We start from the raw sequence: 25603 nt of genomic DNA on the forward strand, positions 1-25603 counted from the left end.
GACCGTTCCGAAGCGGCCCTCATTGAGTGGCCGCCGCGCCTGCGCCATCTTCTCCCAGCGCTGCGAGCCGCGAGCGCGCTTCGGCATCGCCGTTTTCCGCGGCGCGCTGATACCATTTGATCGCCTCCGCCCTGTTGCGCGGGATGCCGTCGCCATTCATCAGGAACTCGGCGAACTGCACCTGGCCCGGCGCGTACCCGGCCTCCGCCGACAGACGATAGAGGGCTGCCGTCACGACCGGATCGTGAGTGACGCCGAGCCCCTCGCGATAGAGTTCGGCAAGCCCGCTGAGCGCTTCACCATCGCCCTTCGCCGCTGCCTGCCGTAGCCAGAAGAGGCCCTGCTGATCGTTGCGGTCGACACCTTCGCCTGACTGCAGCATGTGCGCGAGACGCACGGCGGCGCCAGTATGGCCGGCCTGCGCGGCGCGCTCGTACCATTGGGCGGCTTCCGGGGCGTTGCTCGCCACGCCCTCGCCGGACCGCAGCCGTTGCGCCAGCTGGAACTGCGCCTCGCTGTCCCCGGCTTCCGCGGCCGCGCGGTAGACGCGCGTCGCCGCTTCCGGGTCGGCCGGTCCGCCCCGGCCCTCGACATAGAGGTCGGCCAGTTGCATCTGCGCCGGCAGGAGGCCTTGCTCTGAGGCCTTTTCAAGCCAGCCCCGGGCTTCGGCGGCGTCCGCTTCCACGCCGCGGCCATTGAGATAGGCGAGCCCCAGGCCGTACTGGCCGTAGCGGTCGCCACTATCCGCCGCCTCGCGCAACCATCGTACGCCCTCGGCACGGTCCTGAGCCGTTCCGCGGCCCTGGCTGTAGAGGATCGACAGTTGCGTCTGGGCCTGGGTGTTGCCGTTCTCGGCCGCCTTCAGGAACCAGTCGAATGCTTCGCGGTCGTCCTGGCGAACGCCTTCGCCGTTGAAATGGGCCCAGCCGAGCTCGAGTTGCGATGAGGCATATCCGTTTGCGGCCGCTTTGCGATACCACTGCAGGGCTTCGTCGCGATCCTTGGCGACGCCGCGGCCGTCATCATACATGCGGGCGAGATTGTCCTGGGCGACGGGTTCGCCCGCCTCCGCCGCCTGGCGGTAGAGCGCGACCGCCCGCGACTCGTCCTGTTCGACGCCGAGCCCCTTTGAATAGAGATAGCCGAGATTGACGAGGCTACCGTTGTCGCCCTGTTCGGCGGCTTTCTCGTACCATTGGCGGGCCTGCGCATAATCCTGTGCGACGCCAAGACCTTCCTCGTAGAACTTGCCGAGATTGCGCTGCGCGGTGGCATATCCCCCGTCGGCCGCCTTTCGAACCCATTCGATGCCTTTCGGCGGATTGGGCTGCGTTCCCGTTCCGTAGATGAGCCGGAAGCCATAGCTGTTCTGGGAGTCGAGATCGCCGGCCTCGGCCGCCTTGCGGAACCATTCGAGGGCTTCCGCATCGTCTCTCGCGACGCCCCGGCCATTTGCCAGGAAACGCGCGAGATTGGCCTGACCATCGACATCACCGGCCTCGGCCGCCTTGCGAAAATGCGCGATGGCCTCGCCGTCGTCCGGCGTCAGCCCGCCGCGACCATCGGCCGTGAACACGCCGACCATGTTGGCGGCAAAGGCGTTACCGGCTTCGGCGGCGCGGCGATAGAAGTCCAGCGCCTTTGCGTCGTCCGCCTCAAGCCCGCCGCGGCCGTTCTCGTGGAAATTTCCGACCCACATCAGAGCGTCGGCATCCCCGGCCTCGGCCGCTTGGCGGAAGAGATCAAGCGCGGCCGCATGGTCCTGTTCGACGCCCGAGCCGTTGGCAAGTCGCCAGCCGAGGTTCACCTGGCCATCCACGTCGTCGGCCTCGGCCGCCTGGCGGAAATAGGGGATGGCTGCGGCGGGATCGGGCTCGAGGCCGCCCCGTCCGTCGGCCGTGAACACGCCGACCATGTTGGCAGCAAAGGCGTTGCCGGCCTTGGCGGCGCGCCGGTAGTAGTCCAGCGCCGCTGCATCGTCCGCCTCAAGACCGCCGCGGCCGACTTCATGGAAATTGCCGATCCACATCAGGGCGCTGGCATCGCCCGCCGACGCCGATTGGCGGAACAGCTCCAACGCCCGGGCCTCGTCGCGTGGCGCGCCGAGGCCTTCCTGCAGCATGTAGCCGATTTCCAACTGGGCCTCGGCATTTCCCGCGTCGGCGGCCCGCTGAAGCAGGGCGAAACCTCGCTCGGCGTCGGGTTCGAGCCCTCCCCGACCGTCACGGTGATAGAGACCGACGGCGTAGAGCGCCCAGGGCGTGCCCATTTCGGCGCTCTGCTGGTAGAGCGCCAGCGCTCGTGCTTCATCCTGCTCGACGCCCTGACCGGTCTCGTACAATTGTCCGAAATCATATTGCGCGGCGGCGTGACCCGCCTGCGCGGCCCGATCGTAAGAGCGCACCGCCTCGTCGAAACGTTCGGCCGAGCGATAGGCCCGCGCGAGCTGGAAGGCATAGCGCGGATTGTCGGGGTGGGCGGAAACGGCCGCAAGACAGGCGGGAATGGCGCGCTCGAAGGCCACGGCGTCCGGATCGCGCTCGCCGGTCAGGCCGTCCGGCCGCGCCGCATCGTCGGGGTCGGAGGCTAGCGCGTCGCAGGTGGCGACGGCTTCCTCGATCGATCCGGCCCAAGCATCGGAGGTGGCCTGGACGCCCGGCTCGGCAACGTCTCCAGCTTGAGGGGCTCCGCCGCCGTCCTCGCCTTGCGGCGGCGCAGCGTTCGGGGAAGAGGGGGCGGCCAGCGGCGTCGTCTGCGGCGGTGCGTCGGACCCCGCTGCAGCCCAGCCACTTGCGGGTGCAAGGAAGGCAGCGATGGCCGAGGCCATGACCAAAGCCTTGATCGGCGCGATGAAAGCCGAGCGTGGGATGGGTTTGCCACCCATCCTCGATGCGGGAGGGATCATCGGCAGCATGACGCGCTCTTCTCTTCTTCCCTATGGGAAGACGATAGCACAAACTCGCGCGGTCACGCCTTGATTTCGTTCACGTTCATGTTTTGCCGAAGAGGCACGGTCTGCCACGGCGGGGTCGTCTTGGAAAAAAAAGGGGGTTCGAAACCGGGCCTGCAGCGCAGGCCGCGCCGCAGGCCCGGCGAAACTCAGCCCTCTTCCTTGTCGATCGTCACGGGAAGGGTCGGCTCGACCGGAGTCGGCTCAGGAAGCGTGACCTTCTTCTCCGCGGTTTCGAAGGAAGTCATCGGCGCTTCGGCCGTCACATCCTTGTTCTTGAAACTGCAGGCCATGGCGCCCGATGTCGCGGCAAGCCCGAGTCCCAGGCTGGCCGTCACTGCGAGAAGCATTCTCATGGCATTCTCCATCGTCTGGTTTCGACCATGACGAGGGTAAGGACGAATGGGCTGGGCGCAAGTCGATGGGGCGAAACCCGAATCACTTCTTGGTGCGTTGCACACTTTCGTCGCCGGTCTCGCCTTGGGCTGCATCCGCCTGATCGGCCCGGCTGACCGTGTAGCCACGCTCGCGCAGAAGCGCCACGAGGCCCTTCTCTCCCGGCAGATGTAGAGCGCCCACGGCAATGAAACTCGCCCCGTCTTCGAGAAAGGGCTGCATGCGTTCGGCCATGCGCAGATTGCGCTCGATCACGACCTTTTCCTCGAACCCGTCATAGCCTTCGCCGGCGCCGACCAGCATGCCGCCATTGGGCACCGCCGCTTCGACGGCAGGCAGGATCATGGCCACCTCGCCCTTGAGATACAGATCGATCATCGTTTCGAAGACGTCTTCGAGGGCATCGTCGATCTCAAGGACGGCGATGAAGCCGTCCATCTGCTGCTTCAGAGGAATCGAGGCGATGGCGGATAGCTGCTCCACCGCCGTTTCGAGTCCTTCGACCGGCTTTCCCGCTGCCTCGGCGCGCCTGGCGAGGTCGGCGTCGAGGGCGAGGGCGCCCCCCTCGGTTCGGGCCTTTTCGCAGGCCGGCATCATGAAGCCGACCGAGAGGAACCAGGGCTGCAATGTCTCGACCGACTGGAGCGGAACACCCTTCTCGCGCAGCGCCGCCTTCAGCGTCTCTTCCTGTGAGGGATCGAGATAGTCCGACAGGGTCTTGCCGGCCGGAAGCGTGACGAGTTCCGGCGTCTGCCAGATCATGGCGGCGGATTTCACCGGATCGGTGATGTCGGTCGTCTCGATCACCAGACGGTCGGACGTCGAAAAGGCCGTTTCGGTGGCGGGGGAAAGCTCCAGGACCCGCGGGTCCGACATGTGCATCGTGCCGAACAGATAGGAGGCCGTCCGGCCGTCGCGTTCGATCCGGAAGAGCCGGCCCTGGCCGTTCGGCACGGCGGCGGCCTTCTCTCGCGCTTCGTCGAGCTTGCCCTCGGCCTGAAGCGCCGGAACGAGGCTTTCGCCCCGGCAGGCCGGCGTGGCGCCTTCGGCGATGCCGATCCCCGCCAGCAGCAGGATGAGAAGCACCACCGGCAGCGCCGCCAGCAAGCGCTGGACGATCAGCGCGGCGCGGTCCGAAAGCCCGGCGTGGTCCCAGCGGGTCGCACGGTCGATCTGGCCGGTCATCCTGACACTCCCCTTGCGCTTGATGCGAGTGGCCGCCAGCATGCACAGCACTTTGCCACCAAATCGTGAAAATGACCGCGAAGGAATGCCTTGCCTCGCGCAAGGCTCTCAGCGTAGCCGCTCACCATCGTTCCCTTCGAAGGAAACGCCATGAACTGAGTTATTCCTGAACGGCTCATAGAACGCTGGAAAGCAGGATCTCTGATAGGGCCCTCCATCGCGACGCAACGCCTACCTGCGGTCCCGCATGTCCATTCTTTCATTTATTTTACGCAGAACGTCTGCATATTCTTCGATTTCCTCTTCCGGGAGGCTCTCGATCAGCCAGAAGAGAGTTTTCTCATTATCGAAGTTGAATTCGCGTACGCGTTCAGACGCGACGGACTCGGCCAGTGCTGAAACCATGCGGTCGAGACGCGAGCGCAGAACGTCGATCCGGCCCCGGAGGCTCCGGAATGGAACGGATCGAATGCGGGCCCTCATGTCATCAAGAATGAGGTCGAGTTCACCGAGTTCGACGTTCACGATCCTCTGTTTCGCTTGCTCGGCCAGCTGCATCGCCGCTGTCGCGTCGAGGCCGGCCAAGCTCGTCATACGCTTGCGAGGGATGCCCAATGCAGATGGGACAGCCGCGCTCCACAATTCTCCCTCGCCGACATTCTTTCTCAGCGATCGGCCGCGCTCCCGCCTGAAGCCTGCGAAGCAGGGCCAGGACGGTCGACTGGAGTCGAGGGCGCATCCAAGGACCGGCTGCGGAAGAACGGCGAGAAGACGCGAAGAACCGTCCTTTACGAGGTATTGGCTTCCGTCCGGCACGGTGATCGTTGCATCCGTCCTCTTCACGGGCAGGGTGAATATGGCGTCCTCTGCGTCTTGCGATGAGACTTCCAGAACCGGCAGATCCGGGTCTTCCGGCAGTTTCAAAATGCAGAAGTCGAGTGGCTGTCCTCTCGAACGACCGTAGGGCCAGTGGACGCGAATGCCGGCTGCCTCGAACGTCTCGTCACTTCGGATTTCCTTGCAGGCAGATTGCCCGATACGGCGGGTCGCGATGTGCTTTGCTCCAACGGCTCTTTTTGCCTGATAGTAGGCGACTGGAACGTCGTAATGCGCGACCAGCCAGGTCAGATCACGTTCGTCGAGAAACACGAGCGACTCCGCACTTGGGTCGAACGGTATGTCGAGCGTTGCGTTATGTGCGACGATTTCGTCGCTCAGGTCCTGCCGGATGATGCGCTCGGTGCCATAAAGCAGGGCGTAGCCGCCGAACCAAAGCGCCGGCAACACCAGCCACCACCGGGAAACCCGACCGACGCTTGCTTCGAAGGTCAGGCCCAGGAACCCCAAATTGACGAGCGCGATCGACCAGAAAAAAGCGCCGGCGAACATCAGAAAGATGCCGGTCACGGGTATCGCCTGCAGGGCGAAAATCACGGCAGTCGCGACGAAGAAAAGCAGCGAAAATGGAAACTTCTTCATCGCTGGGCAAATCCGACAATTCCTGGCTGTCTTGTCTTACATCTGAGTTGCTGCGCTTGCCTTACCGTTTTCCCTCGGATCTTCATCAAGGATCAGGAGGAGCGCCGCCGGGCGCGCGGGTGGGCGTCGCGATAGACGCTCATCAGGCGGTTCGAATCGACGGCCGTGTAGTTCTGCGTCGTCGACAGGCTGGCGTGCCCGAGGAGGTCCTGGATCGTACGCAGATCGCCGCCCGCCGCGAGCAGGTGCGTCGCGAAGGAATGGCGGAGCGCATGGGGGGTCGCCGAGGGCGGCAGGCCGAGGGCGCTGCGCAGCCGCACCATGTTTCGCTGGACGATCTGCGGCCGCAGCGGTCCGCCGCGCGCACCGCGAAACAGCGGTTCCTCGGAGCCGAGGGCGAACGGGCAGAGCCGGCGATACTCGGCGACGGCCTCCAGCACCGCCGGGAGCAGCGGCACGATCCGCGTCTTGCCGCCCTTGCCCTCGATCGGCATCGCGCGCTGGCCCGGATCGGTGAGCGCGTCGCCCGGCAGTGACAGCGCTTCGGAAATGCGCAGGCCGCAGCCGTAGAGCAGCGTCAGCACGGCGACGTCGCGCGCGGCGATCCATGGCTCGACGGCAAAGCTCCCGGCTTCCTCCGAAACCTCCAGCGCATCGTCGACGCTCAACGGGCGCGGCAGGGATTTCGGCTGTTTCGGCGCGCGCATCGCTCGGGCGCCGGCGGAGGAGGCAAGGCCCTTTCGTTCGAGGTGCCGCAGGAACGAGCGCACGCCGGAGAGATTGCGCCCCAGCGAGCGGGCGCCCGTGCCGTCGCGCCGGCGGTCGGCGAGAAAGGCCCTGAGTTCGGCGGTCTTCAGATCGGCGAGATCGGTGATTTCGGCGGGCCTGGCGTTGTATTCCGTCAGAAAGACGAGGAACTGCCTGAGATCGCGCTCATAGGAGTCGATCGTGTGCTGGCTGGCGTTGCGCTCATGGGCGAGAGCCTCCAGCCATGCGGCCTTTTCATCGAGCACGGGACGGCTCGCATGGACGAGGATCGTGTCGCTCATCGTCGTCTCCCTGCCTTGGCGCTTCGAAACCCGGCGTCGAAGGTCCGCCAGACGAATTGCAAGCGTATCGGACAATTGACCAGACGCCATGAAACCATGAAGGCTTGAACGGAGTCTTGTCGTCTGAGGATGGCAGGCGATCTCGAACCCGTTCACGCCCGCACCATCTCATCCCACGAAGCGGCTCCTTTGCCCGGTCGTCCGGCGACCGGTGCGAGAGGGCCGCGACTTTCAAACGACAGGAGACCTTCCGATGAAACGCAACGCAACCGCCGTCTGGAAAGGCGCGCTCGCCGATGGTACCGGCGCCATCACCACCCAGTCCGGCGCGCTCTCCGACCACGGTTATTCCTTCAAGGCCCGCTTCGAGGACGAGAGCGGCAAGTCCGGGACCAATCCCGAAGAGCTTCTGGCGGCCGCCCATGCCGGCTGCTTCGCCATGCAGCTTTCGCATTTTCTGGCCGAGAACGGCACCCCGGCGGAAGAATTGAAGGCCAATGCCGTCGTCAGCGTCGAGCAGGTCTCGGAAGGCTTCGAGATCAAGCAGAGTGCCATCACGCTGGAAGCCAAAGTGCCGGGCATCGACGAAGGCACCTTCGGCGAACTGGCCGCCAAGGCGAAGGATGGCTGCCCCGTCTCCAAGGCACTCGGCGCGATCACCGTGACCCTCGACGCCAAGCTGGTCTGATCTTCCCTCGCACTGCGGCGTCGGGCGATCTGTCCATCTTGCCCGACGCTATCTTTCAGTCTTCTTGTCCACCGCCGCGGGCGGCTGATCGCAAATCGGCTGCCGCTCGTATCACGTTCGTGGGAACCGCCATTCACCCGCCACGCTCGTGCGCCAGAACACCAGCTTGCGGCCGATGCACGGTCGGCGCATATTGCTCGCCCAAGGGTGTTTCTGGAGATGATGGAAGCAATGCCCCAGCTCTTTCTTCTGGGCCTCGTCGGAGCCGCGGCCTGGTTGGGCTACAAGCAGATGGCGCGCGAAGCCGATCGCGTGTCCGAGCGCAATCGGCGCTCCGAGGCCGAAATGCGCACCGGCGCCCAAGGCACGCTGGTGCGTGACCCGGACGGGGTCTATCGTCTGAAAAAGGACTGACGGAAAGAACGCGCGGGGCGATGCGGTCTGCCAGCGATCATCCGGCGCCGCCGCTTTGCTGCAGCGAAACGTCTTGCATAGTCGACACGCAAGGGCGTTCGGCCGACCGGGGAACCGATCGGCCGAAATCATCGTGGCACGGGCTGGATCAGCCGGTGCTATCGGTTGGCGTCAGCTTCAGGAGACGGCCGCCGTTTCCGTCTTCGAGCAGCCAGAGCGCCCCGTCAGGGCCCTGCTCGACCTCGCGGATCCGGGCTCCCATGTCGAAGCGCCCGATTTCGCGGGCGAAGGTGCCGTCGTCCTGTTCGCCGAGTTCGACATGGACGAGGGCCTGACTTCTCAGTCCGCCGATGAAGCCGTCGCCCTGCCAGTCGGGGAACATGTCGCCGTCATAGATGACGAAGCCCGCCGGCGCGATGACCGGTGTCCAGGAGATTTCCGGCTTTTTGTACTGCTCGGCCGTGTCGTGATCGGGGATCGGCGTGCCTGAATAGTTGATGCCGTTGGAAACCTCCGGCCAGCCATAATTCGCTCCGGGCTCGATCCGGTTCAATTCGTCGCCGCCGCGCGGGCCCATCTCGTGGACCCAGAGCTGGCCGTCGCCGTCGAATGCGATGCCGAGCATATTGCGGTTGCCCATCGTCCAGAACTGTTCGGCGACACCGCCTTCCTCGGCGAACGGATTGTCCTCGGGGACCGAGCCATCCGGGTTCAGACGCAAGACCTTGCCGAGATTGGTGTCCATGTCCTGGGCCGGCGTCTTCTTCTGGCGGTCGCCGGACGTCACGAACATCATGCCTTCCTGATCGGAGCCTTCCGGCCCGAAGGCAATGCGGTGGGAATAGTGGCCCTGGCCCGAGACCTTGGGATTCTGGCGCCAGATGACGTTCAGCCCTTCAAGGCGCGGCCGATCGCCGTCCATGGCAAGCCGGGCACGGGCAATTGCCGCACCCTGACCCCCTTCACCTTCTTCGGCAAAGGAAAGATAGACGACATTGTTCTCGGCGAAGTCGGGATGCAGCACGACATCGCCGAGGCCGCCCTGGCCGCCATAAGCGACGGCCGGGACGCCGGCGACTGGCGTCTTCTCGCTGCCGTCGGCAGAGACGTGCATCAGCGTGCCGGCCTTTTCGGTCACCAGCATCGAACCGTCGGGCAGGAATGTCATTGCCCAGGGCTCGTCGAATTCGGCAACCGGCTCGACCGCAACGGTGGCACCGCTCGAGGATTCGATTGTGGTCTGGGCCTGTGCGGGCAGCGTCAGCGCCAGCAGCGCGACGCCGAAAAGGGGCGTTTTGTCAAGGAAACGGGTCGTCGACATGAGTGCCTCATCTTGAACTGTGGTGGGGAGAGCCGGATTCGTGGACTGCTCCGTCAAGCGACAAGGCCGTGGGTGAAGTCGGCGTTCCATCAAGGTCGATCACCGTAGCGTCATCCCGCTTCTGCGATTGCTCGCTGGTCGCCTTGGTTCGCCGGTTCCAGGGCCGCGCGCAACAGCGAGGTTTCCGGGAACAACAGGACGCTTGTTGGTCGAGCCGTGCCGCGCAGGGTCGCGAGGGTCGAGCGGACGCCATTCGGCTCGTCCAGCTCGCCAAGCTTGGCCAGCTTGCGCGAAACCACGAGTGGAACGTCGTTTTCCTTGGCGAAATCCTGAAGCCGGGCGGCGGTGTTCACCGTGCGACCGAGTGCCGTGCGAGCCAGTTGCCCGCGTTGGCTGCCACCTCCGATGCGTCCGAAGATCGCCGTCCCCGCATGGAGCCCGACGGCAACGCGCAGGGGACTGCCGACTTCCTTGCCGACCCGGGCGTTCATCTCGTCGACGATTTCCAGGATTGCGAGGGCTGCGTCGGCCGCGTCACGGGAGGCCTTCTCGATCGAACCCACGGAAAACACGGCCATGAGACCGTCACCCATGAACTTGTCGACCTCGCCGCCATGGGTCTCGATGGCGCGCGCGGCGCGGTCGAAGTAGGCATTGAGAAGATGCACCACGTCATAGGGCAGAAGACGCTCGGCGATGCCGGTAAAGCCGCGCAGATCGGCGAACAGGACGGCGGTCTCGCGTTCCACGCCGAAGCGGGAGCTGTCGCCGAGGATCGAGCGATCGTAGATCTCGCCGGCGCCGACGAGCTGGCGCACGGTGACGTTGCCGCTCGGATGATACTGGCACGCCAGACGCACGTCGGGCGGCGCTCCGATCTTGGCCAGCAGCCTTGCTTCCGTCAGTCCGGGCGCGTCTTTCTCCCGGTCGTGACCCTTCAGCACGAGAATGCGGCAGGTCGAGCAACGACCTCTTCCGCCGCATGCCGAGGCGTGGGGAATCGCGGCCGATCGGCTGGCCTCCAGCACGCTTGCGCCCTTCATTGCCGTGACGACGCGGCGTGATCGGTCCAGGCCGTCATAGGCCACGAGCACCCGGTTTCGCCGGCCGACCACGGGGCGCAGGATGATGGCCGCGATCAGGAGGGTCAGCGCCATCGCAGCGCCGGCCCGCATTGAATCGGCCGCCTGCACGATGTCCGCCGCAGCCCCGAGCGGCATTGGCGGATTGGGCAAGACGGCCCGGCCGCCGCTGACGAAGCCGGTGAAGGCGAATACCACCAGGGCGGTCGCCAGGCAGGCCAGAAAGGGTGCGGTTCTGTCGAACCAGGAACGGCCCTTGAGCCACATGTGAACGCCAAGACAGCCATGCAGCCAGACAATCGTGAGCAGCAGGGTCTGAAGGACGGCACCGCCTGGCCATACCAGAGCCAGGAGCTCGCGGTATCCGACGTCGTTGCCCCACAAGACATCCGCGCCCCGCGTAGCCACGATGTGGGGAAACAGCAGCAGCGGAATGGCAAGTCCTGCCGCGATCTGGATGGTCTGAAGCGCCGGCAGCTTCCAGTTTCGCCGCTGCCAGACACCGGCGACGGCCAGCACGACATGGACGAGGAGCGACCCGTAGAGAAGCGTGAAGCCGATCGGGTTTCCCCAAAGGGCGCCCTTGAAGGCGGCGCCCGCCTGCATCGCACTCAGGGACAGATTGCCGAGCGCATGGTTGGCGAGATGCATGGCGGCATAGGCAAAGAGGATGAGCCCCGAAACCTGGCGCCAGCGACCGACGTCCAGAAGAGCCGGTGGCAATCGGGAGCGCCAGACGCGACGGAGCGCCGCTGCACGCAACGCGCGCTTGGATGACACGGTCGTTCCCTCTTCCATCGTCCCGTCCCAGCTCGCGCCGGTCACCTGGCGACGGATCTGTCACCGCCCCTCTTGCCGGCCTTCGATGTCTCCGTCCTCCGCGGAGGATCGCCTTCTTGGCCAAGATAGGGACCGTCTCGGCCCATCGCACGACACAAGACCGTTGCGAAGGCCCGAAAATCACGGAGACGCACCGTCGTCTGGCGGAAGGCCAATGCCAGCCGGCGCGAGGGCGCGGGCTCCTCGATCGCCAGGATCGCGATCCCGGCACTGCGGTTTTCGTCCTCGACGGCCATGGCCGGGATCAGCGTCGAGCCGAGCCCGCCGGCCACCATGCGCAGAACGGTCGTGAGGCTGGTCGCGCCGAAGGCCGCTCGTTCGTGATCGTCGGCCAGGCGACAGACATCCATCGTCTGGGCGCGCAAGCAGTGGCCCTCTTCGAGAAGGATCATCCGTTCGGTTGCCAGAAGCGAGGCGGGAACGGGATTGGGGAGGCGGACTGCCTCGTGAGCAGGCACCGCCAGATAGAACGGGTCGTCGAACAACGGGATCGTCTCGATGTCCGCATCCCCGATCGGCAGCGCCACCACGGCGCAGTCGATCTCGCCGCTCTGAAGATCCGCGACGAGACGTTCGGTGATGCTTTCGCGGATCTCGCATTCGAGGGCCGGAAACTCTTTCGAAAGCGCCGGCAGCAGTTTCGGCAGGAGATAGGGCGCGACGGTCGCGATCATCCCGACCCTCAGCCGACGCCCCATCAGGGCCGAACCCGTATCGCCGAGGCTTTCGAGCTCCTTCACTTCGGCCAGGATGCTTCGCACCCGCTCGCCCACCATCATGCCGTCCGACGTGAGCGCGACGCCTGCGGAGGTGCGCGAGAAGAGGGCCGTGCCGAAGAATTCCTCCATCTGGGCGATCTGACCGGAGAGCGCCGGCTGGCTGATGTGGAGACGCTTGGCCGCGCGGCCGAAATGCAGCGTCTCGCTGAGCGCCTGAAAATAGCGCATTTGGCGGAGCGTGAGCATGGGCGATAAGATAATCCGATCGAGAGCGTGATGAAATACGATTGGAGTTGATCGGCGTAAACCCACATATGGAGTATGGAACGTTTCCAGGGAAATCTGTTCCCTGGCAATCCTGCGACACAAGGTGGAGGTCCCCCATGGCAGACCGCAATACATTGCGCACGACGGCAGGCGCGCCCTGGCCGAACAATCAGGATTCGCTGTCCGCTGGCGAGCGGGGCCCGCTCCTGCTCCAGGACTATCAGCTGATCGAGAAGCTCGCTCATCAGAACCGCGAGCGCATTCCCGAGCGAACCGTTCACGCCAAGGGCTGGGGTGCCCATGGCAAGCTCGTGATCACCGAGGACATCTCGAAATACACCAAGGCCAAGTGCCTCCAGAAGGGCGCCGAGACGCCGATGCTGGCCCGTTTCTCGACGGTGGCCGGCGAGCAGGGCGCGGCCGACCACGAGCGCGACGTTCGCGGTTTTGCGCTGAAGTTCTACACTGAGGACGGCAACTGGGATCTCGTCGGCAACAACACCCCGGTGTTCTTCGTCCGCGATCCCTACAAGTTCCCGGACTTCATCCACACCCAGAAGCGTCATCCGAAGACCAACATGCGCTCGCCGACGGCCATGTTCGACTTCTGGTCGCTGTCGCCGGAGGCGCTGCATCAGGTGACGATCCTGATGTCGGATCGCGGCCTGCCGCAGTCCCCGATGCACATGAACGGCTACGGTTCGCACACCTTCTCGTTCTGGAACGACGCCGGTGAGCGTTACTGGGTGAAGTTCCACTTCAAGACCCAGCAGGGCCACGACTTCTACACCAACGAGGAAGCCGAGAAGATCATCGGCAAGACTCGCGAAGGCTATCAGGAGCGGCTCTTCAACACGATCGAGGAGGGCAAATATCCGCGCTGGAAGTTCCAGGTGCAGATCATGCCCGAGCTCGACGCCGAGAAGTGCGACTTCAACCCGTTCGATCTCACCAAGGTCTGGCCGCATGACCAGTTCCCGATGATCGACGTCGGCTATTTCGAGCTGAACCGCAACGCGGACAACTACTTCGCCGAGATCGAGAACGCCGCCTTCTCGCCGTCGAACATTGTCCCGGGCATCTCGTTCTCGCCGGACAAGATGCTGCAGGCGCGCATCTTCTCCTATGCCGACGCCCACCGCTACCGTCTCGGCACCCATTACGAGACGATCCCGGTGAACCGGCCGCGCATGGAAGTGCTGAACTACCACAAGGACGGCACGATGAACGTCTATGGTGGTGTGCGCACCGGCAACGAGAACGCCTATTACGAGCCGAACTCCTATGGCGATCAGGGGGCGGCCGTCGAGGATCGCGGGGCCCAGGAGCCGCCGCTGAAGATCTCCGGCGACGCGGCCCGCTTCGACCATCGCGTCGGCTATGACGACTACAGCCAGGTCCGCGCGCTGGTCATGAAGGTGATGGACGAGCCGCAGCGTCAGCGCCTCTACAAGAACATGGGCGGCGCCATGGCCGGCATCCCGACCGAGATCGCCGAGCGCTGGTTCGGTCACCTCCGGCAGGTGCATCCGGACTACGAGGCGGGCGTCCGCGCTGCCTGGATGGAAGCCAACCAGAGCGAGGAGTACATGGCGAACTCCCATCCGGTGACCGACGACACGCCGCAGCAGACCTCCGGCAACAATGCCGGCGACCAGCCGCAGGCGGCCGAGTAATACCGTCTGTTGCGATGGTCCGGTTTTTGCCGGGCGTTATTGTCGCGACAAGTCAGCTATCGATGCGGGCCGGGGCTTTTGCTCCGGCCCGTTTTCGTTCGGGCCCTAGCGGCGCCAAACGCTATGTGACATCGCATCTTGAACAGAGAACCGGCGAGTGTGTATCTATACACATGGACAGTCGCGCCGTACCCGATCGATTGTCGCGGGATGGATGGGTGAGGGTCCGACAGCGCGGAAGCCATCTTCAGCTTCGGCATCCCGCCAAGCCGGGGCTCGTGACACTGCCCCATCCCAAGCGGGATATTCCTGTCGGGACATTGCGCAGCATCGAAAAGCAATCGGGCTTGAAGCCGAGGCGGGAGTCGTGAACGACTATATCGCATTGATCCACAAGGACACCGACAGCGATTTCGGCGTGTCTTTTCCCGACTTTCCGGGCTGTGTCACAGCGGGCCGGACGCTCGACGATGCGCGAATTATGGCGGAGGAAGCGCTTGCGCTCCATGTGGAAGGGTTGCTGGAAGACGGCGAGGCCTTGCCGCGGCCATCGACCTTGGAGACGATCATCGCTACACGCGAAAACCGCGATGCCGTGGCGATCCTCGTCAAACGACCATCACCGGAGCGGCGGACCGTCCGCGTCAATGTCACCCTTCCGGCGGAGGATCTTGCCGCCATCGACACTTATGCGCGGCAGCACGGCATGACTCGATCGGGCTTTCTCGCGGCCGCCGCCAGACGCAAATTGAAAGAATCAGCCTGAAAGGCAGCGACCACACATGACCTATCTCGGCCTCGATCTCGGCACCTCTTCGCTGAAAGCGCTTCTGATCGACGATGATCAGCGCCCGATCGGCTCGGCCTCGGTGCCGCTTTCCGTCGAGCGGCCGGCCTTCGGCTGGTCTGAGCAGAATCCGGAAAGCTGGATCGTCGCCTGCGAGGAGGCGCTGTCGAAGCTGAAGGCCGATCACCCGAAGGAACTCGCGGCCGTTTCGGGGATCGGCCTGTCCGGTCACATGCATGGGGCAACGCTTCTTGACGCAAGCGAGGCGGTCCTGCGTCCCTGTATCCTGTGGAACGACACGCGCAGCCATGAAGAAGCGCGCGCCCTCGACGACGAGGAGTCGCGGGCGATCACCGGCAATATCGTCTTTCCCGGATTCACGGCGCCCAAGCTCGCCTGGGTGAAGGCGAACGAACCGGACATCTTTGCGAAGACCGCCCGGGTGCTCCTGCCGAAGGACTATCTGCGGCTCTGGCTCACCGGCGAGGCCGTGTCCGAAATGTCTGATGCGGCCGGCACGGCCTGGCTTGAGACCGGCAAGCGTGACTGGTCGGAGCGGATGCTGGCGCGCACCGATCTGTCGCTCTCTCACATGCCTAGGCTGGTCGAAGGCACGGAGGCCTCCGGCATGCTACGGGCTGAACTCGCCGGAAAATTCGGCATGAAGTCCGACGTGGTCGTGGCCGGCGGGGGCGGGGACAATGCGGCCTCGGCCTGCGGCGTCGGCGTTGCCGAGCCCGGCACGGGCTTCCTGTCGCTTGGAACCTCCGGCGTTTTGTTCACCGCGGTCGCCGGCTACGATCCCGTGCCCGAGACAGCGCTTCACACCTTTTGCCACGCCATCCCCGGCCTTTGGCACCAAATGGGCGTGACCCTGTCCGCTGCCGGCTCCGTCGACTGGCTGTCGAAGCTCCTCAAGGAAGAGCCCGGCGATCTGACCGGCCGCCTGGGCGAGACGATCGCCGCGCCGGGCCGGCTGATCTTCCTGCCGTACCTCTCCGGCGAACGGACCCCGCACAATGACTCCGACATTCGCGGCGTGTTTGCGGGCCTTGAAGCCGACCATGATCGCGAGGCGATGACCCGCGCCGTGCTCGAAGGTGTCGCCTTCTCGATGAAGGACTGTCTGGAGGCGGCCGGCGATGCGTCACGGCCGAAGCGGCTCGTCGCCGTCGGTGCGGGGTCGCGCTCGGCCTATTGGCTGCAATTGATGGCGACGGTTCTCGAAACCGAAATCGCGCTGCCGGAAGCCGGCGATTTCGGCGCAGCCTTCGGGGCCGCGCGCCTCGGCATCACGGCCGCGACCGGCGCCGATCCGAAATCGGTTCTGACCGCGCCGCCGGTTTCGAGGACCTTCGAACCCGTGGCCGACCGGATCGAACCCTATCGCGAAGCCTATCGCCGCTACCGCGCGCTCTACCCGGCGATCAAACAGGCGATGGCCGGATAGAGCGTTGCCGCACGCGCTTCCGGCCCTATCCCCGATGGTGCATTGCAAACAATTTCTGTTGATCAGGGGTGGTGCGGCACTCTTGCGCACTTTCAAGTGACGCAAATCACAGCAAATGCGGACGGTAACGTTGTCCCTTGTTCCAAACACTGGTTTGGAGAGAAGTTTCTATGTCCGAATTTGGAGCGAGTTTCGCTGAGTCGAAACTGCCAACTGCGTCTCCGTGCGAGACCGCAAACATCGCCATAAACCCGGCATCTGCACGACAAGCCCAGGCCGGGCTGCCGATTGCGCTGCGGCGCCTGATCGTCCTTGCCCTCAATCTCGCGACGCTGGCCCTTCTGGGCGGCGGGCTCTTCATGCTGCTCGCGGCAAACGGCTTTGATGTCCTCGACGGCGTCATTTTCCTCGGCTTCCTGCTCGCCACGCCGTGGACCGCGCTCGGTTTCTGGAATGCCGTCATCGGCCTCTTCGTCATTCACGGCCGCCGTGCGGCCGAAACCGTGCATCCCTATTTCGCCCGCTCGGCCAGCCGCCGTCGGCCCGCCCGGCTTCAAAGCCGCACGGACATTCTCGTCTGCGTGCGCAATGAGGAGCCGGAGCCGATCTTCGAGCGGCTGGAGGCGATGCGGGTCAGCCTGGAGGCGACGGGGCTTGGCGACAATTTCCGCTTCGCCGTGCTCAGCGACACCTCCGATCCGATGTGCGCCGTTTCCGAGCGCCAGGCCTTCGACCGGTTTGCAAGGTTCTTCGACCATCGAGCGGAAAGTGAGCGGCCGATCTATCGCCGCCGCGAGGTCAATACCGGTTTCAAGGCGGGCAATGTCCGCGAATTCCTCGAACGTCATGGCACCGAGTCCGACTTTTTCCTGCCGCTCGATTCCGACAGCGTGATGAGCGGCGACGTGATCGTGCGCATGGCGCAGGCGATGGAGGACAATCCGCAGATCGGCATTCTGCAAAGCCTCGTCGTCGGCATGCCCGCGACAAGCGGCTTCGCGCGCCTGTTCCAGTTCGGCATGCGCCACGGCATGCGCGCCTTCACCATGGGCTCGGCCTGGTGGAGCGCCGATTGCGGACCCTATTGGGGTCACAACGCGCTGATCCGCACCGAAGCCTTCGTCACCCATTGCGAACTGCCGACCCTGCCGGGCCGCGCGCCGCTCGGCGGTCCGGTGCTGTCCCACGACCAGCTGGAGGCGGTGTTCATGCGCCGCGCCGGCTACGAAGTGCGGGTGATCCCGGTCGAGACCCAGAGCTTCGAGGCCAACCCGCCGACGCTTCTCGATTTCCAGAAGCGCGATCTGCGCTGGTGTCAGGGCAACATGCAGTATTGGCGCTTTCTCGTCGCGCCGGGGCTGAAGCCCGTCAGCCGGTTCCAGATCGCCCAGGCCATCCTGATGTATATCGCGCCGGCTGCCTGGATCGCGATGACGCTGGCGGCCACTGCCAAGGCCATGACCGGCGGCTACGATCCCGGCATGCTGGAACTCGGCATGGGATTGTTCCTGGCCATTTTCTTCATGTCGGTCTCGCCGAAGATCGCCGGGGTGATCGACGTGCTTCTGACGTCCGGTGGCATGCGCTCTTACGGCGGCGCGCCGCGGTTCATGCTGTCGGCTTTCGTCGAACTCGTCGTGTCGATGCTCATGGCGCCGATCGTTGCCGTCTATGTTACGGTCTTCCTGGCGGGTCTGCCCTGCGGCCGCACGGTCGTGTGGAACGGCCAGAACCGCGATCGGCTGGGCCTGGCCTGGAACGCCGCGGCAAGGGCGATGATCCCGCAGGCGTTCCTGGCTGCCGGTCTCACCGCGGCGCTGCTCTTCGGGGCTGGCGGACTGGCCCTGCTTCTCGCCATGCCCTTCCTCGCCGGGTTGCTTCTCGCGATTCCGTTCACGGTGGTGACCGCCTCGCCGAGCTTCGGTCGGCTGGTGGCTCGGCTCGGCCTCTTCGCCGTGCCGGAGGAATCAGCGATGCCGCCGGTCCTTCGAAGCGTCGTGCCCCTTGCCGCTCGACCCTGGCGTCGGCCGGTTCGCGGGCGTGAGGCTGCGAATGCAGGGGCAATCGCGGTAGCGGATCGCGCCGCTCGGGCGGAGCGGGCGTGAGGTTTCGCCGCCGCGTCGCGCTTTGGCGCGGTGTCTGGCGCAGCCTCGCCATCTATCGCTTCGACCGGCGCCACCGCAAAAGCCTCGCCCGGCTCTACGCGTCCTTCGTGCGGCCGGGCGACCTCGTCTTCGACATCGGCGCGCATGTAGGAGATCGCACGGCAGCCTTTGCCGGGCTCGGCGCGCGGGTCGTCGCCGTCGAGCCGCAGCCCCATCTTGCCCGCTTTCTCAGGCTGGCCTTTGCGGGCAAGTCCCGCGTCACTGTCATCGAAGCGGCCGTGGGCGATCGAGCGGGAACGATCCGCCTCAATCTCAATCTCGCCAATCCCACCGTCGCCAGCGCCTCGGACGCTTTCGTCGAGGCGGCCGGGCGCGGCGGCGAGGCCTGGAGCGGACAGGTCTGGGAGGGCACGGTCGACGTGCCTGCCACGACGCTGGATCAACTCATCGCCGAACATGGGCATCCGGCCTTCGTGAAGATCGATGTGGAGGGATTCGAGGACAAGGTGCTCGACGGGCTGAGCGATGCTTCATTGCCGCCCGCCCTGTCCTTCGAGTTCGTCACGCTCGACCGCTCCGCCGCCCAGCGCGCGCTGGAGCGGGCGGCATCGCTCGGCTATCGGCACTTCAACCTGTCTCTCGGCGAAAGCCACACCATGATGTTCGAGACTGCCCAGCCCGTCCCGGTCTTGGCCGAAACACTTGCCACCCTGTCGGAGGAGGCGAATTCCGGAGATGTGTATTGTTTCCTTCGGCCCGAAGTCGCCGGATAGGTTTCGTCTCGCGGCGCCGTTGGAGAACTCGAAGAGGACGCTATGCCGTCAGGCAGGCCAGTGCGGGCACGACGATGCCTGTTTGCCTTCGGTTGACGAGAACACCCCAACCTCCACCTTGCCGGTATGAACCTCGTTTGCCCTTCCTCACGGATGCCGCCCTCAACCATGGATCATCGCTCGTGAGTGCGGTGTCGCGGGCTCTCTGGCTGATGGAGAAGAACCAGCCCGAACTGCGCGAAACGAACCTCGCCGAGCCGCAGCCGGGCGAAGTCGTTGTGGAGACCCTGTTCGGTGCGATCAGCCGAGGCACCGAGGCTCTGGTCGCGGCCGGTCAGGTACCGGAAAGCGAGTGGGACCGGATGCGGGCGCCGTTTCAGGAGGGCGATTTCCCGTTCCCTGTGAAATACGGCTATGCGGCCGTCGGCCGGATCGTGGGCGGCGATGAATCCCGCCTGGACGAGACGGTTTTCTCTCTCCATCCCCATCAGGACCGCTTCGTGGTGCCGAGCGACGCGGCGATTCCTGTGCCGGAAGATGTTCCGCCGCAGCGCGCGGTGCTGGCGGCCAACATGGAAACCGCGCTCAACATCGTCTGGGATGCCGCCATCATGCCGGGCGATCATGTTGCGGTGGTGGGTGGTGGTCTCGTCGGCCTTCTCGTCGCCAGTCTGGCCGCGAAGATCCCGGCCACGCGGACGACCGTCGTCGATATCGACCCGGAACGTGCACCGATCGTCGAGCGCCTGGGGGCGGGATTTGCCGCACCCGATCGGGTGCCGGAGAATTGCGACGTGGTGATCCACGCATCAGCGAGCGAGGCGGGACTTCGCAGCGCTCTTGCGGCGGCCGGGTTCGAGGCGCGGGTGGTCGAGGCGAGCTGGTACGGCGCGCGTGACGTCGCCGTGCCGCTGGGCGAGGCGTTCCACAGCCGGCGCCTCTCGCTCGTCGCCTCCCAGGTCGGACGCGTTGCCGCGGGCCGCTCGGCACGCTGGGACAATCGACGGCGCCTGGAAACCGCCCTGTCGCTCCTCGCCGACGACCGGCTGGATGCGCTCATTTCCGGCGAGACGCGTTTCGGCGAACTGGCCGGCCGCTATGCCGCGATCCTGGCCGATGCCGGCACGTTATGCCACCTTATCCGATACGATGATTGAGAGAGGACGAGACCGATGTTCGCCGTCGAGGTTCGAGACCACATGATGATCGCCCACAGCCTGCCGCGCGCCGTGTTCGGCCCGGCCCAGGCGATGCACGGGGCGACCTTCGTGGTCGATGCGGCCTTTTTCACCGAGGATCTCGACGAGGACGGTCTGGCGATCGACATCGGGCTCGCGACCCGCGTTCTGGGCGAGGTGCTCGCACCGCTCAACTATCAGAATCTCGACGAGATCGAGATGTTTGCCGGCAAGGTCACTACTACCGAGTTTCTCGCCAAGCACCTCTTCGACGAAATCGCGAGGCGTATCCGGGCGGGTGAACTCGGGGAGGGCGGCAGTCGGATCCGGCGGTTGAAGATCACCTTGAACGAATCCCATGTGGCCCGCGCCTGGTATGAGGCCGCGCTATGACAGGCGGCCATCTCACCTTCGCCATTCCCGGCGACCTCGACACGCCGTCTGGCGGCTATCGCTACGACCGGCGGCTGATCGCCGAACTGCGCGGTCTCGGCTGGACGGTCGACCATCTGGGCCTGCCGCCGGGTTTCCCGGAGCCCAACGCCCACGAACTGGCGACCGTCGCGGCGGAATTTTCCGGTCTGCCGGATGGTGCGCTGGTGCTGGTCGACGGTCTCGCCTTCGGGGCGATGCCCGAGATCGCGCGGCACGAGGCGAAACGCTTGCGGCTCGTCGCTCTGGTCCATCACCCGCTCGCCCTGGAGACCGGCCTCGGCGAGCCGCTCCGCCGGCATCTCGAGGAGAGCGAACGCGAGGCGCTGAAAGCCGCACGGGCTGTCATCGTGACCAGTCCGGCGACCGGCCGGACGCTCCGGGTCGATTTTTCCGTGCCGGGCGATCGCGTGACCGTGGCGCCGCCCGGAACGGATCGCCCGAGTGCCCGCCCGCCCAAGCCGGCGCGGGGCGAGGACGATCCGCTGATGATCCTGTCCATCGGCACGGTGAGCCCGCGCAAGGACCATGAAACCCTGGTGGCTGCATTGGCGCAAGTCGCCGATTGTCCCTGGCGGTGCCGGATCGTTGGCAGTACCACGGCCGACCCGCAAACGGCCGGGCGGCTGGCGGAGCGGATCACGGCGCTCGGGCTGGAAGGGCGGGTCGAACTCGCCGGCGCGCAGGAGGATGTGGCGGGCGAATACGCCGAGGCCGATATCTTTGCTCTCGCCAGCCGCTACGAGGGCTATGGCATGGTGTTTGCGGAGGCCATGGCGAACGGCCTGCCGATCGTCTACTGCGCCGAAGGAGAACCACGGGATCTGATCCCGCGTCAGGCGAGCCGGCACGTTCCGCCGGGCGATGTGGCGGCGCTGGCGGCGGCGCTTCGCACCTTCCTCTCCGACGACGATCTGAGACGGCAGGCGGCCGAGGCCTCGCGTCATGCGGCCGAAGCGCTTCCGACATGGCAGGACACGGCGAAGATCGTGGCCGATCGTCTCGCCGCTGTCGCACAGCCCGCATGAGCGCGCGGCCATGAGCGGCTTTTCCGAAAGCTGGCTCGGCCTGCGGGAGCCGGCCGACTTGCGCGCCCGCGATGCGGCGCTCGCGGCTCGGGCGGCTGCCTTCGTGCAGGCCAAGGAGGGCGGCGATCCGGCGCGCATCGTCGATCTCGGCTGCGGCACCGGCTCGACCTTGCAGGCGCTTCATGGTCAGGTGCCTGGAGCCGACTGGCTGCTCGTCGACAATGACGCCGAGCTGCTTTCCGCTGCGGTGAGGCGTGCTGAAACCCTGGGGGCGCAGGCCCGAGCCCTCGAGACAGATCTCACCGAACTCGCTGCGATCCCCTTCGATGGCGTGCGGCTGGTGACAGCCTCGGCGCTGTTCGATCTGGCGGCGGGGGATTTCGTGGATGCGCTCGTCCAACGGCTGAGCACCGCGGGTGCCGGGCTCTATGCCGCCCTGAACTATGACGGATCGAAGGAGTTCGAGCCCTCCCACCCGCTCGACGGCGTCGTCATGGCAGCGTTCAATCGGCATCAGGTCCAGGCCAAGGGCCTCGGGGGCGGCCGGGCGCTAGGTCCTGCGGCGGTCTCCCATCTGACGCGCAGCTTCGAAGCTCGCGGTTACACCGTCGAAATCGCCGAAAGCCCCTGGCGTCTTGGCCCCGCCGAGACTGCGCTTGCCTCGGCCCACATTGCGGGCATGGCGGATGCCGTTGCCGAACTCGACGTCCTCGACCGGGCGGAGCTCGAAGGCTGGCGGCAGGCGCGGCTGACGATGGCGGCGGCCACGACGACGATCGTCGGCCATCTCGATCTGCTGGCCCGGCCGGGCTGATCACACCATGCGGTAGAGCGTCGGGTCGCGGCGGATCACGTGGTGGTGCAGGACCCCGCCGAAATGCATCACGAAGAGCACCAGGATCGACCATCCGAGAACCTCGTGGATGCCCAGGAGCGTCCAGCCGATGTCGGACTTGCCGAGCGGCGACCAGACGGTGACGAGACCGAACCAGTCCAGGGGGAAGCCAAGGGCGTTCGTCGCGAGGAAGCCGATGAGCGGCTGGGCGATGAGCGCGACATACAGGAGGATGTGGACGATCGTCGCGACCCGCGCCTGGAGCGCCGGCATGGGCGGGTGCGGTGGCGGTGGAAAGATCAGCCGTACGGCAAGCCGGGCGAGCATCAGCCACAGGACGAGAAACCCAAGGGATTCATGCACCAGATAGAAGACTAGCTTCGTGTCGTCCTTGATGAACTCGATCACCATGCCGAATGGCCAGACCACGAGGACGAGGAGGGCGATCAGCCAATGCAGCGCACGGGCTGCGGGCCGATAACGTTCGGCGGGAGAGAGTTGAGGCTCGGCGATGGCCATGTCCGCTCCGTCGTCTGACGATCTCTGCCTTCAGTAAAGCGGCTTCCCGGCGCGAGCGAAAGCGTCTTGCTGCACTTTGCTTCGCTGGGGCTACGGGCGACCGGCCAACGCGGCCTCGATCTCTTCGGCCCTCGGCATCGCCGTCTGGGCGCCGACCTTGCGGCAGGAGAGCGACGCGGCGACAGCCGCGCGGCCGGCGGCCTCGGCTTCGGACAGGCCCGAGGAGAGGGCGACGGCGAGCACTCCGACGAAGGTGTCGCCCGCGCCCGTCGTGTCGACCACCTCGACGGCCAGGGCGGGGATGGTTTGGGCAGTCCCGTCCATCTGCGACACGATGACGCCCTCCGCGCCCAGCGTCGCGATGACCGCAAGACCAAAGCGGCGCGACAGGTCAGCGGCTTTCTCGGCGACCGTGCCCCCCGCACCTTCGCTCAGGGCGGAGGCGGCTTCGAGTTCCGACTCGTTGACGACGAGAATGTCCGCTTCCGACACAAGCCCCGTGAGATCGTCGCGCGAAAGATCACCGGGCACCGGAGCGAGATTGACCACCACGCGACCGCCGGCCGCATGCATGAGCCGAGCCGCCGCAAGGCTCTCGCCGAGCGGCACCTCCATTTGCAGCACCAGAATGTTGGCCTTGTCGAAGACCGAGGGGTCGATCTTCGCGGCCTCCGGCAGCCGGTTCGCGCCGCTGGCGACGGTGATGGCGTTCTCGCCCCTCGCGTCGATGGAAATGAAGGCACAGCCCGTCCGTTCGGAAACGATCTGGAGGCCGTCTGTGTCGATGCCCTCCGCCTTGAGCTGCTCGGTCGCGGCGACGCCGAGATCGTCCGAACCCACCGCTCCGACGAAAGAGACCCGCCCGCCTTCGCCTGACGCCCGGGCTGCCGCAACAGCCTGATTGGCGCCCTTGCCGCCGAAGAGCTGCTCATAGCGGGGCGACAGCACCGTCTCGCCCGGCCGGGCGATGGAATTCACCCGGCAGACGAGATCGATGTTCACCGAGCCGAACACGAAGACCGAACCGGGATCGTTGGAATGGGGACGAGGCATGCGGAAAGCCCTTTGCAAGGAGGTCTGCTTGCCGCTTGTCGGCGGTCTTCGCGGGCAGATCAAGCGAGACGGGACCTGTCACGCCGAGGTTCGGATCTTAACCGAACGGTAAGCATGATTCGTCAATCTGGGTATGGCGGGATGGCATGGGAGCCGAGGGCATCCCGCGCTGCGGCGATTGAAGCGAAATCCGTCCTTTGTGCCTGTTTGGAATAAGAAATGATTAGGAGCTTCTGGGTAGTTTCCGGGCGTCGCAGAAGGCCCATTGTTCACTAAGGTTAGCAGACGAAAATGAAACTCGGCAACATGAAAATTTCAGCAAAGCTCATTTCAGCATTTTGCTTCCTGACATTCGTATCGATGGGCATGGGCGGCGCTGTCTACTGGACAATTGCCAAAATTGAACAAGAATCCATGCTCAAAGATCGGCGGATTGAGCTCAACGAAGCTGCAATCGATGCGCGGTTTTCGCTGGCGCGCCAGGAAAATTCGCTCCGCGGATTCATGATCACGCGTGACGAATATTTTGCCGGTCGGGTGAAAGAGCATCTGCAGTCGTTCGAGACGGCGCTTGAAAAAGTGATGGCCATGTCCGGGCCTGACAGCGCCTTCGCCTCCCAGTTCGAGGAGGTGGAACGAGCCATGGCGGCCTGGCACAGCGAAATCGCCGATCCGGTCATCGCCAATGCCCGACAGGATTCGACCTATCCGAGAGCGCTCGCGATCTTCAATTCCGGCAAGGCCGACCAGTTCATCGAGCCGATCGAGGGAACGATCGACGCGCTTCGTGATCGCGAGCGGGCCGCGATGGACGTGTCCCAGGCGTCGGCTGCCGAGGCGATCGCCTTCGCCAATACCGTTATCGTGACAGGACTCCTTTTCCTCGCCGGTTCGGCCATCGTGCTCGGCTTCATGCTCGCCAAGGGTATCGTGCGGCCGCTCGATCAGATGACCCAGGTGATGCGGCGGCTCGCAGGCGGCGACAAGAGTGTCGACGTGCCGGCCCAGGATCGCGGCGACGAGATCGGTTCGATGGCTGCCGCGGTGCAGACCTTCAAGGCGCAGGCGATCGAGCAGGAGCGTCTGGAGAAGGAGGCGCAAGCCTCCCGCATCAGCCAGGAAGAGGCCAAGCAGCGCCAGGCGGCGCTCGACAACGCCAAGGCGGAAGACCTGCGGGTCTTCGTCGGAATGGTCGAGGCGGGCTTCGACCGGCTCTCCTCCGGCGACCTGACGGTTCGCATGTCGGGCAGGATCGCGCCGGAATTCGAGCCGATCCGGGCGAAGTTCAACGCGTCGGTGGAGGCGCTCGAAGGGGCGATCGGCCATGTGGTCGGCACGATCGGGGCGATCCGCACCGGCCTTTCGGAAATCAACGTG

Annotated in this window: 24 protein-coding genes; 14 read left to right on the forward strand and 10 right to left on the reverse strand. The window is 65.3% G+C overall.

Annotation, left to right across the window (positions count from 1 at the left end; all coding sequences use genetic code 11):
- Positions 1 to 19: 19 nt before the first annotated feature.
- Positions 20 to 2827 (reverse strand): SEL1-like repeat protein, encoded by a 2808-nt coding sequence (locus tag MF134_RS17225; RefSeq protein WP_255340706.1) that lies wholly within the window; start codon positions 2825 to 2827, stop codon positions 20 to 22.
- Here MF134_RS17225 and MF134_RS17230 point away from each other — a divergent pair.
- A complete protein-coding gene (locus tag MF134_RS17230) occupies positions 2814 to 2978 on the forward strand; it encodes a hypothetical protein (protein WP_255340707.1) in 165 nt (54 codons plus the stop codon). The genes MF134_RS17225 and MF134_RS17230 overlap by 14 nt on opposite strands.
- 121 nt (positions 2979 to 3099) lie before the next feature.
- Here MF134_RS17230 and MF134_RS17235 read toward each other — a convergent pair whose 3' ends face one another.
- The 4 genes from MF134_RS17235 to MF134_RS17250 all read right to left on the reverse strand — a co-directional run bounded on the left by MF134_RS17235 (position 3100) and on the right by MF134_RS17250 (position 7059).
- Complete coding sequence (locus tag MF134_RS17235) at positions 3100 to 3306, reverse strand: hypothetical protein (protein ID WP_255340708.1); 207 nt, start codon at positions 3304 to 3306, stop codon at positions 3100 to 3102.
- Positions 3307 to 3388: 82 nt separating this feature from the next.
- On the reverse strand, positions 3389 to 4573 hold the full coding sequence (locus MF134_RS17240; protein ID WP_255340709.1) for a TraB/GumN family protein: 1185 nt from the start codon (positions 4571 to 4573) through the stop codon (positions 3389 to 3391).
- 189 nt (positions 4574 to 4762) lie between these two features.
- A complete protein-coding gene (locus MF134_RS17245) occupies positions 4763 to 6010 on the reverse strand; it encodes a hypothetical protein (protein ID WP_255340710.1) in 1248 nt (415 codons plus the stop codon).
- Positions 6011 to 6102: 92 nt separating this feature from the next.
- Positions 6103 to 7059 carry a tyrosine recombinase XerC gene (locus MF134_RS17250; RefSeq protein WP_255340711.1) on the reverse strand — a complete coding sequence of 319 codons (957 nt, stop codon included), beginning with the start codon at positions 7057 to 7059 and terminating at the stop codon, positions 6103 to 6105.
- A 253-nt stretch (positions 7060 to 7312) separates the two neighbouring features.
- On the opposite strand from MF134_RS17250, the gene MF134_RS17255 reads away from it, so the two are divergent.
- Positions 7313 to 7747: an OsmC family protein gene (locus MF134_RS17255; protein WP_255340712.1), complete on the forward strand. Its 435-nt coding sequence runs from the start codon at positions 7313 to 7315 to the stop codon at positions 7745 to 7747.
- Between the two features lie 231 nt (positions 7748 to 7978).
- Entirely contained in the window at positions 7979 to 8161 is a 183-nt protein-coding gene (locus MF134_RS17260; RefSeq protein ID WP_255340713.1) for a hypothetical protein, read from the forward strand.
- Between the two features lie 148 nt (positions 8162 to 8309).
- Here MF134_RS17260 and MF134_RS17265 read toward each other — a convergent pair whose 3' ends face one another.
- The 3 genes from MF134_RS17265 to MF134_RS17275 form a co-directional block, all read right to left on the reverse strand.
- Positions 8310 to 9482 (reverse strand): PQQ-dependent sugar dehydrogenase, encoded by a 1173-nt coding sequence (locus MF134_RS17265; protein WP_255340714.1) that lies wholly within the window; start codon positions 9480 to 9482, stop codon positions 8310 to 8312.
- A gap of 110 nt (positions 9483 to 9592) precedes the next feature.
- Positions 9593 to 11362, reverse strand: coding sequence for an adenylate/guanylate cyclase domain-containing protein (locus MF134_RS17270; protein WP_255340715.1), 1770 nt, complete (start codon positions 11360 to 11362; stop codon positions 9593 to 9595).
- A gap of 23 nt (positions 11363 to 11385) precedes the next feature.
- Positions 11386 to 12369, reverse strand: coding sequence for a hydrogen peroxide-inducible genes activator (locus MF134_RS17275; RefSeq protein WP_255340716.1), 984 nt, complete (start codon positions 12367 to 12369; stop codon positions 11386 to 11388).
- A 137-nt stretch (positions 12370 to 12506) separates the two neighbouring features.
- On the opposite strand from MF134_RS17275, the gene MF134_RS17280 reads away from it, so the two are divergent.
- The 10 genes from MF134_RS17280 (at position 12507) to MF134_RS17325 (ending at position 22633) form a co-directional block, all read left to right on the forward strand.
- A complete protein-coding gene (locus MF134_RS17280) occupies positions 12507 to 14066 on the forward strand; it encodes a catalase (protein ID WP_255340717.1) in 1560 nt (519 codons plus the stop codon).
- Between the two features lie 173 nt (positions 14067 to 14239).
- On the forward strand, positions 14240 to 14437 hold the full coding sequence (locus tag MF134_RS17285; RefSeq protein ID WP_255340718.1) for a type II toxin-antitoxin system HicA family toxin: 198 nt from the start codon (positions 14240 to 14242) through the stop codon (positions 14435 to 14437).
- On the forward strand, positions 14434 to 14832 hold the full coding sequence (locus MF134_RS17290) for a type II toxin-antitoxin system HicB family antitoxin (RefSeq protein ID WP_255340719.1): 399 nt from the start codon (positions 14434 to 14436) through the stop codon (positions 14830 to 14832). Before MF134_RS17285 ends, MF134_RS17290 begins: the two co-directional genes overlap by 4 nt.
- Before the next feature lie 16 nt (positions 14833 to 14848).
- Positions 14849 to 16303: a xylulokinase gene (gene xylB, locus MF134_RS17295; RefSeq protein ID WP_255340720.1), complete on the forward strand. Its 1455-nt coding sequence runs from the start codon at positions 14849 to 14851 to the stop codon at positions 16301 to 16303.
- A 170-nt stretch (positions 16304 to 16473) separates the two neighbouring features.
- A complete protein-coding gene (gene mdoH / locus MF134_RS17300) occupies positions 16474 to 18408 on the forward strand; it encodes a glucans biosynthesis glucosyltransferase MdoH (protein ID WP_255340721.1) in 1935 nt (644 codons plus the stop codon).
- Positions 18405 to 19181 carry an FkbM family methyltransferase gene (locus MF134_RS17305; protein ID WP_255340722.1) on the forward strand — a complete coding sequence of 259 codons (777 nt, stop codon included), beginning with the start codon at positions 18405 to 18407 and terminating at the stop codon, positions 19179 to 19181. The genes mdoH and MF134_RS17305 overlap by 4 nt, the downstream gene beginning before the upstream one ends.
- 182 nt (positions 19182 to 19363) lie before the next feature.
- The gene (locus MF134_RS17310; RefSeq protein ID WP_255340723.1) at positions 19364 to 20338 is read left to right on the forward strand and encodes a zinc-dependent alcohol dehydrogenase; all 975 of its coding nucleotides are present in this window, start codon (positions 19364 to 19366) and stop codon (positions 20336 to 20338) included.
- A 15-nt stretch (positions 20339 to 20353) separates the two neighbouring features.
- A complete protein-coding gene (locus MF134_RS17315) occupies positions 20354 to 20752 on the forward strand; it encodes a 6-pyruvoyl trahydropterin synthase family protein (protein WP_255340724.1) in 399 nt (132 codons plus the stop codon).
- Positions 20749 to 21819, forward strand: coding sequence for a glycosyltransferase family 4 protein (locus tag MF134_RS17320; protein ID WP_255340725.1), 1071 nt, complete (start codon positions 20749 to 20751; stop codon positions 21817 to 21819). The genes MF134_RS17315 and MF134_RS17320 overlap by 4 nt, the downstream gene beginning before the upstream one ends.
- A 10-nt stretch (positions 21820 to 21829) precedes the next feature.
- Positions 21830 to 22633, forward strand: a complete 804-nt coding sequence (locus MF134_RS17325) for a class I SAM-dependent methyltransferase (protein ID WP_255340726.1) — start codon at positions 21830 to 21832, stop codon at positions 22631 to 22633.
- Here MF134_RS17325 and MF134_RS17330 read toward each other — a convergent pair whose 3' ends face one another.
- Positions 22634 to 23173 (reverse strand): cytochrome b, encoded by a 540-nt coding sequence (locus MF134_RS17330; protein ID WP_255340727.1) that lies wholly within the window; start codon positions 23171 to 23173, stop codon positions 22634 to 22636. It abuts the gene before it with no gap.
- A 90-nt stretch (positions 23174 to 23263) separates the two neighbouring features.
- Positions 23264 to 24226 carry a ribokinase gene (locus MF134_RS17335; protein ID WP_255340728.1) on the reverse strand — a complete coding sequence of 321 codons (963 nt, stop codon included), beginning with the start codon at positions 24224 to 24226 and terminating at the stop codon, positions 23264 to 23266.
- A 414-nt stretch (positions 24227 to 24640) separates the two neighbouring features.
- Here MF134_RS17335 and MF134_RS17340 point away from each other — a divergent pair.
- Positions 24641 to 25603 (forward strand): CHASE3 domain-containing protein (locus MF134_RS17340; protein WP_369695436.1); only part of this gene is annotated, 963 nt, incomplete at its 3' end.

The organism is Jiella marina, from assembly GCF_024359545.1.
Taxonomy (GTDB): Bacteria; Pseudomonadota; Alphaproteobacteria; order Rhizobiales; family Rhizobiaceae; genus Jiella.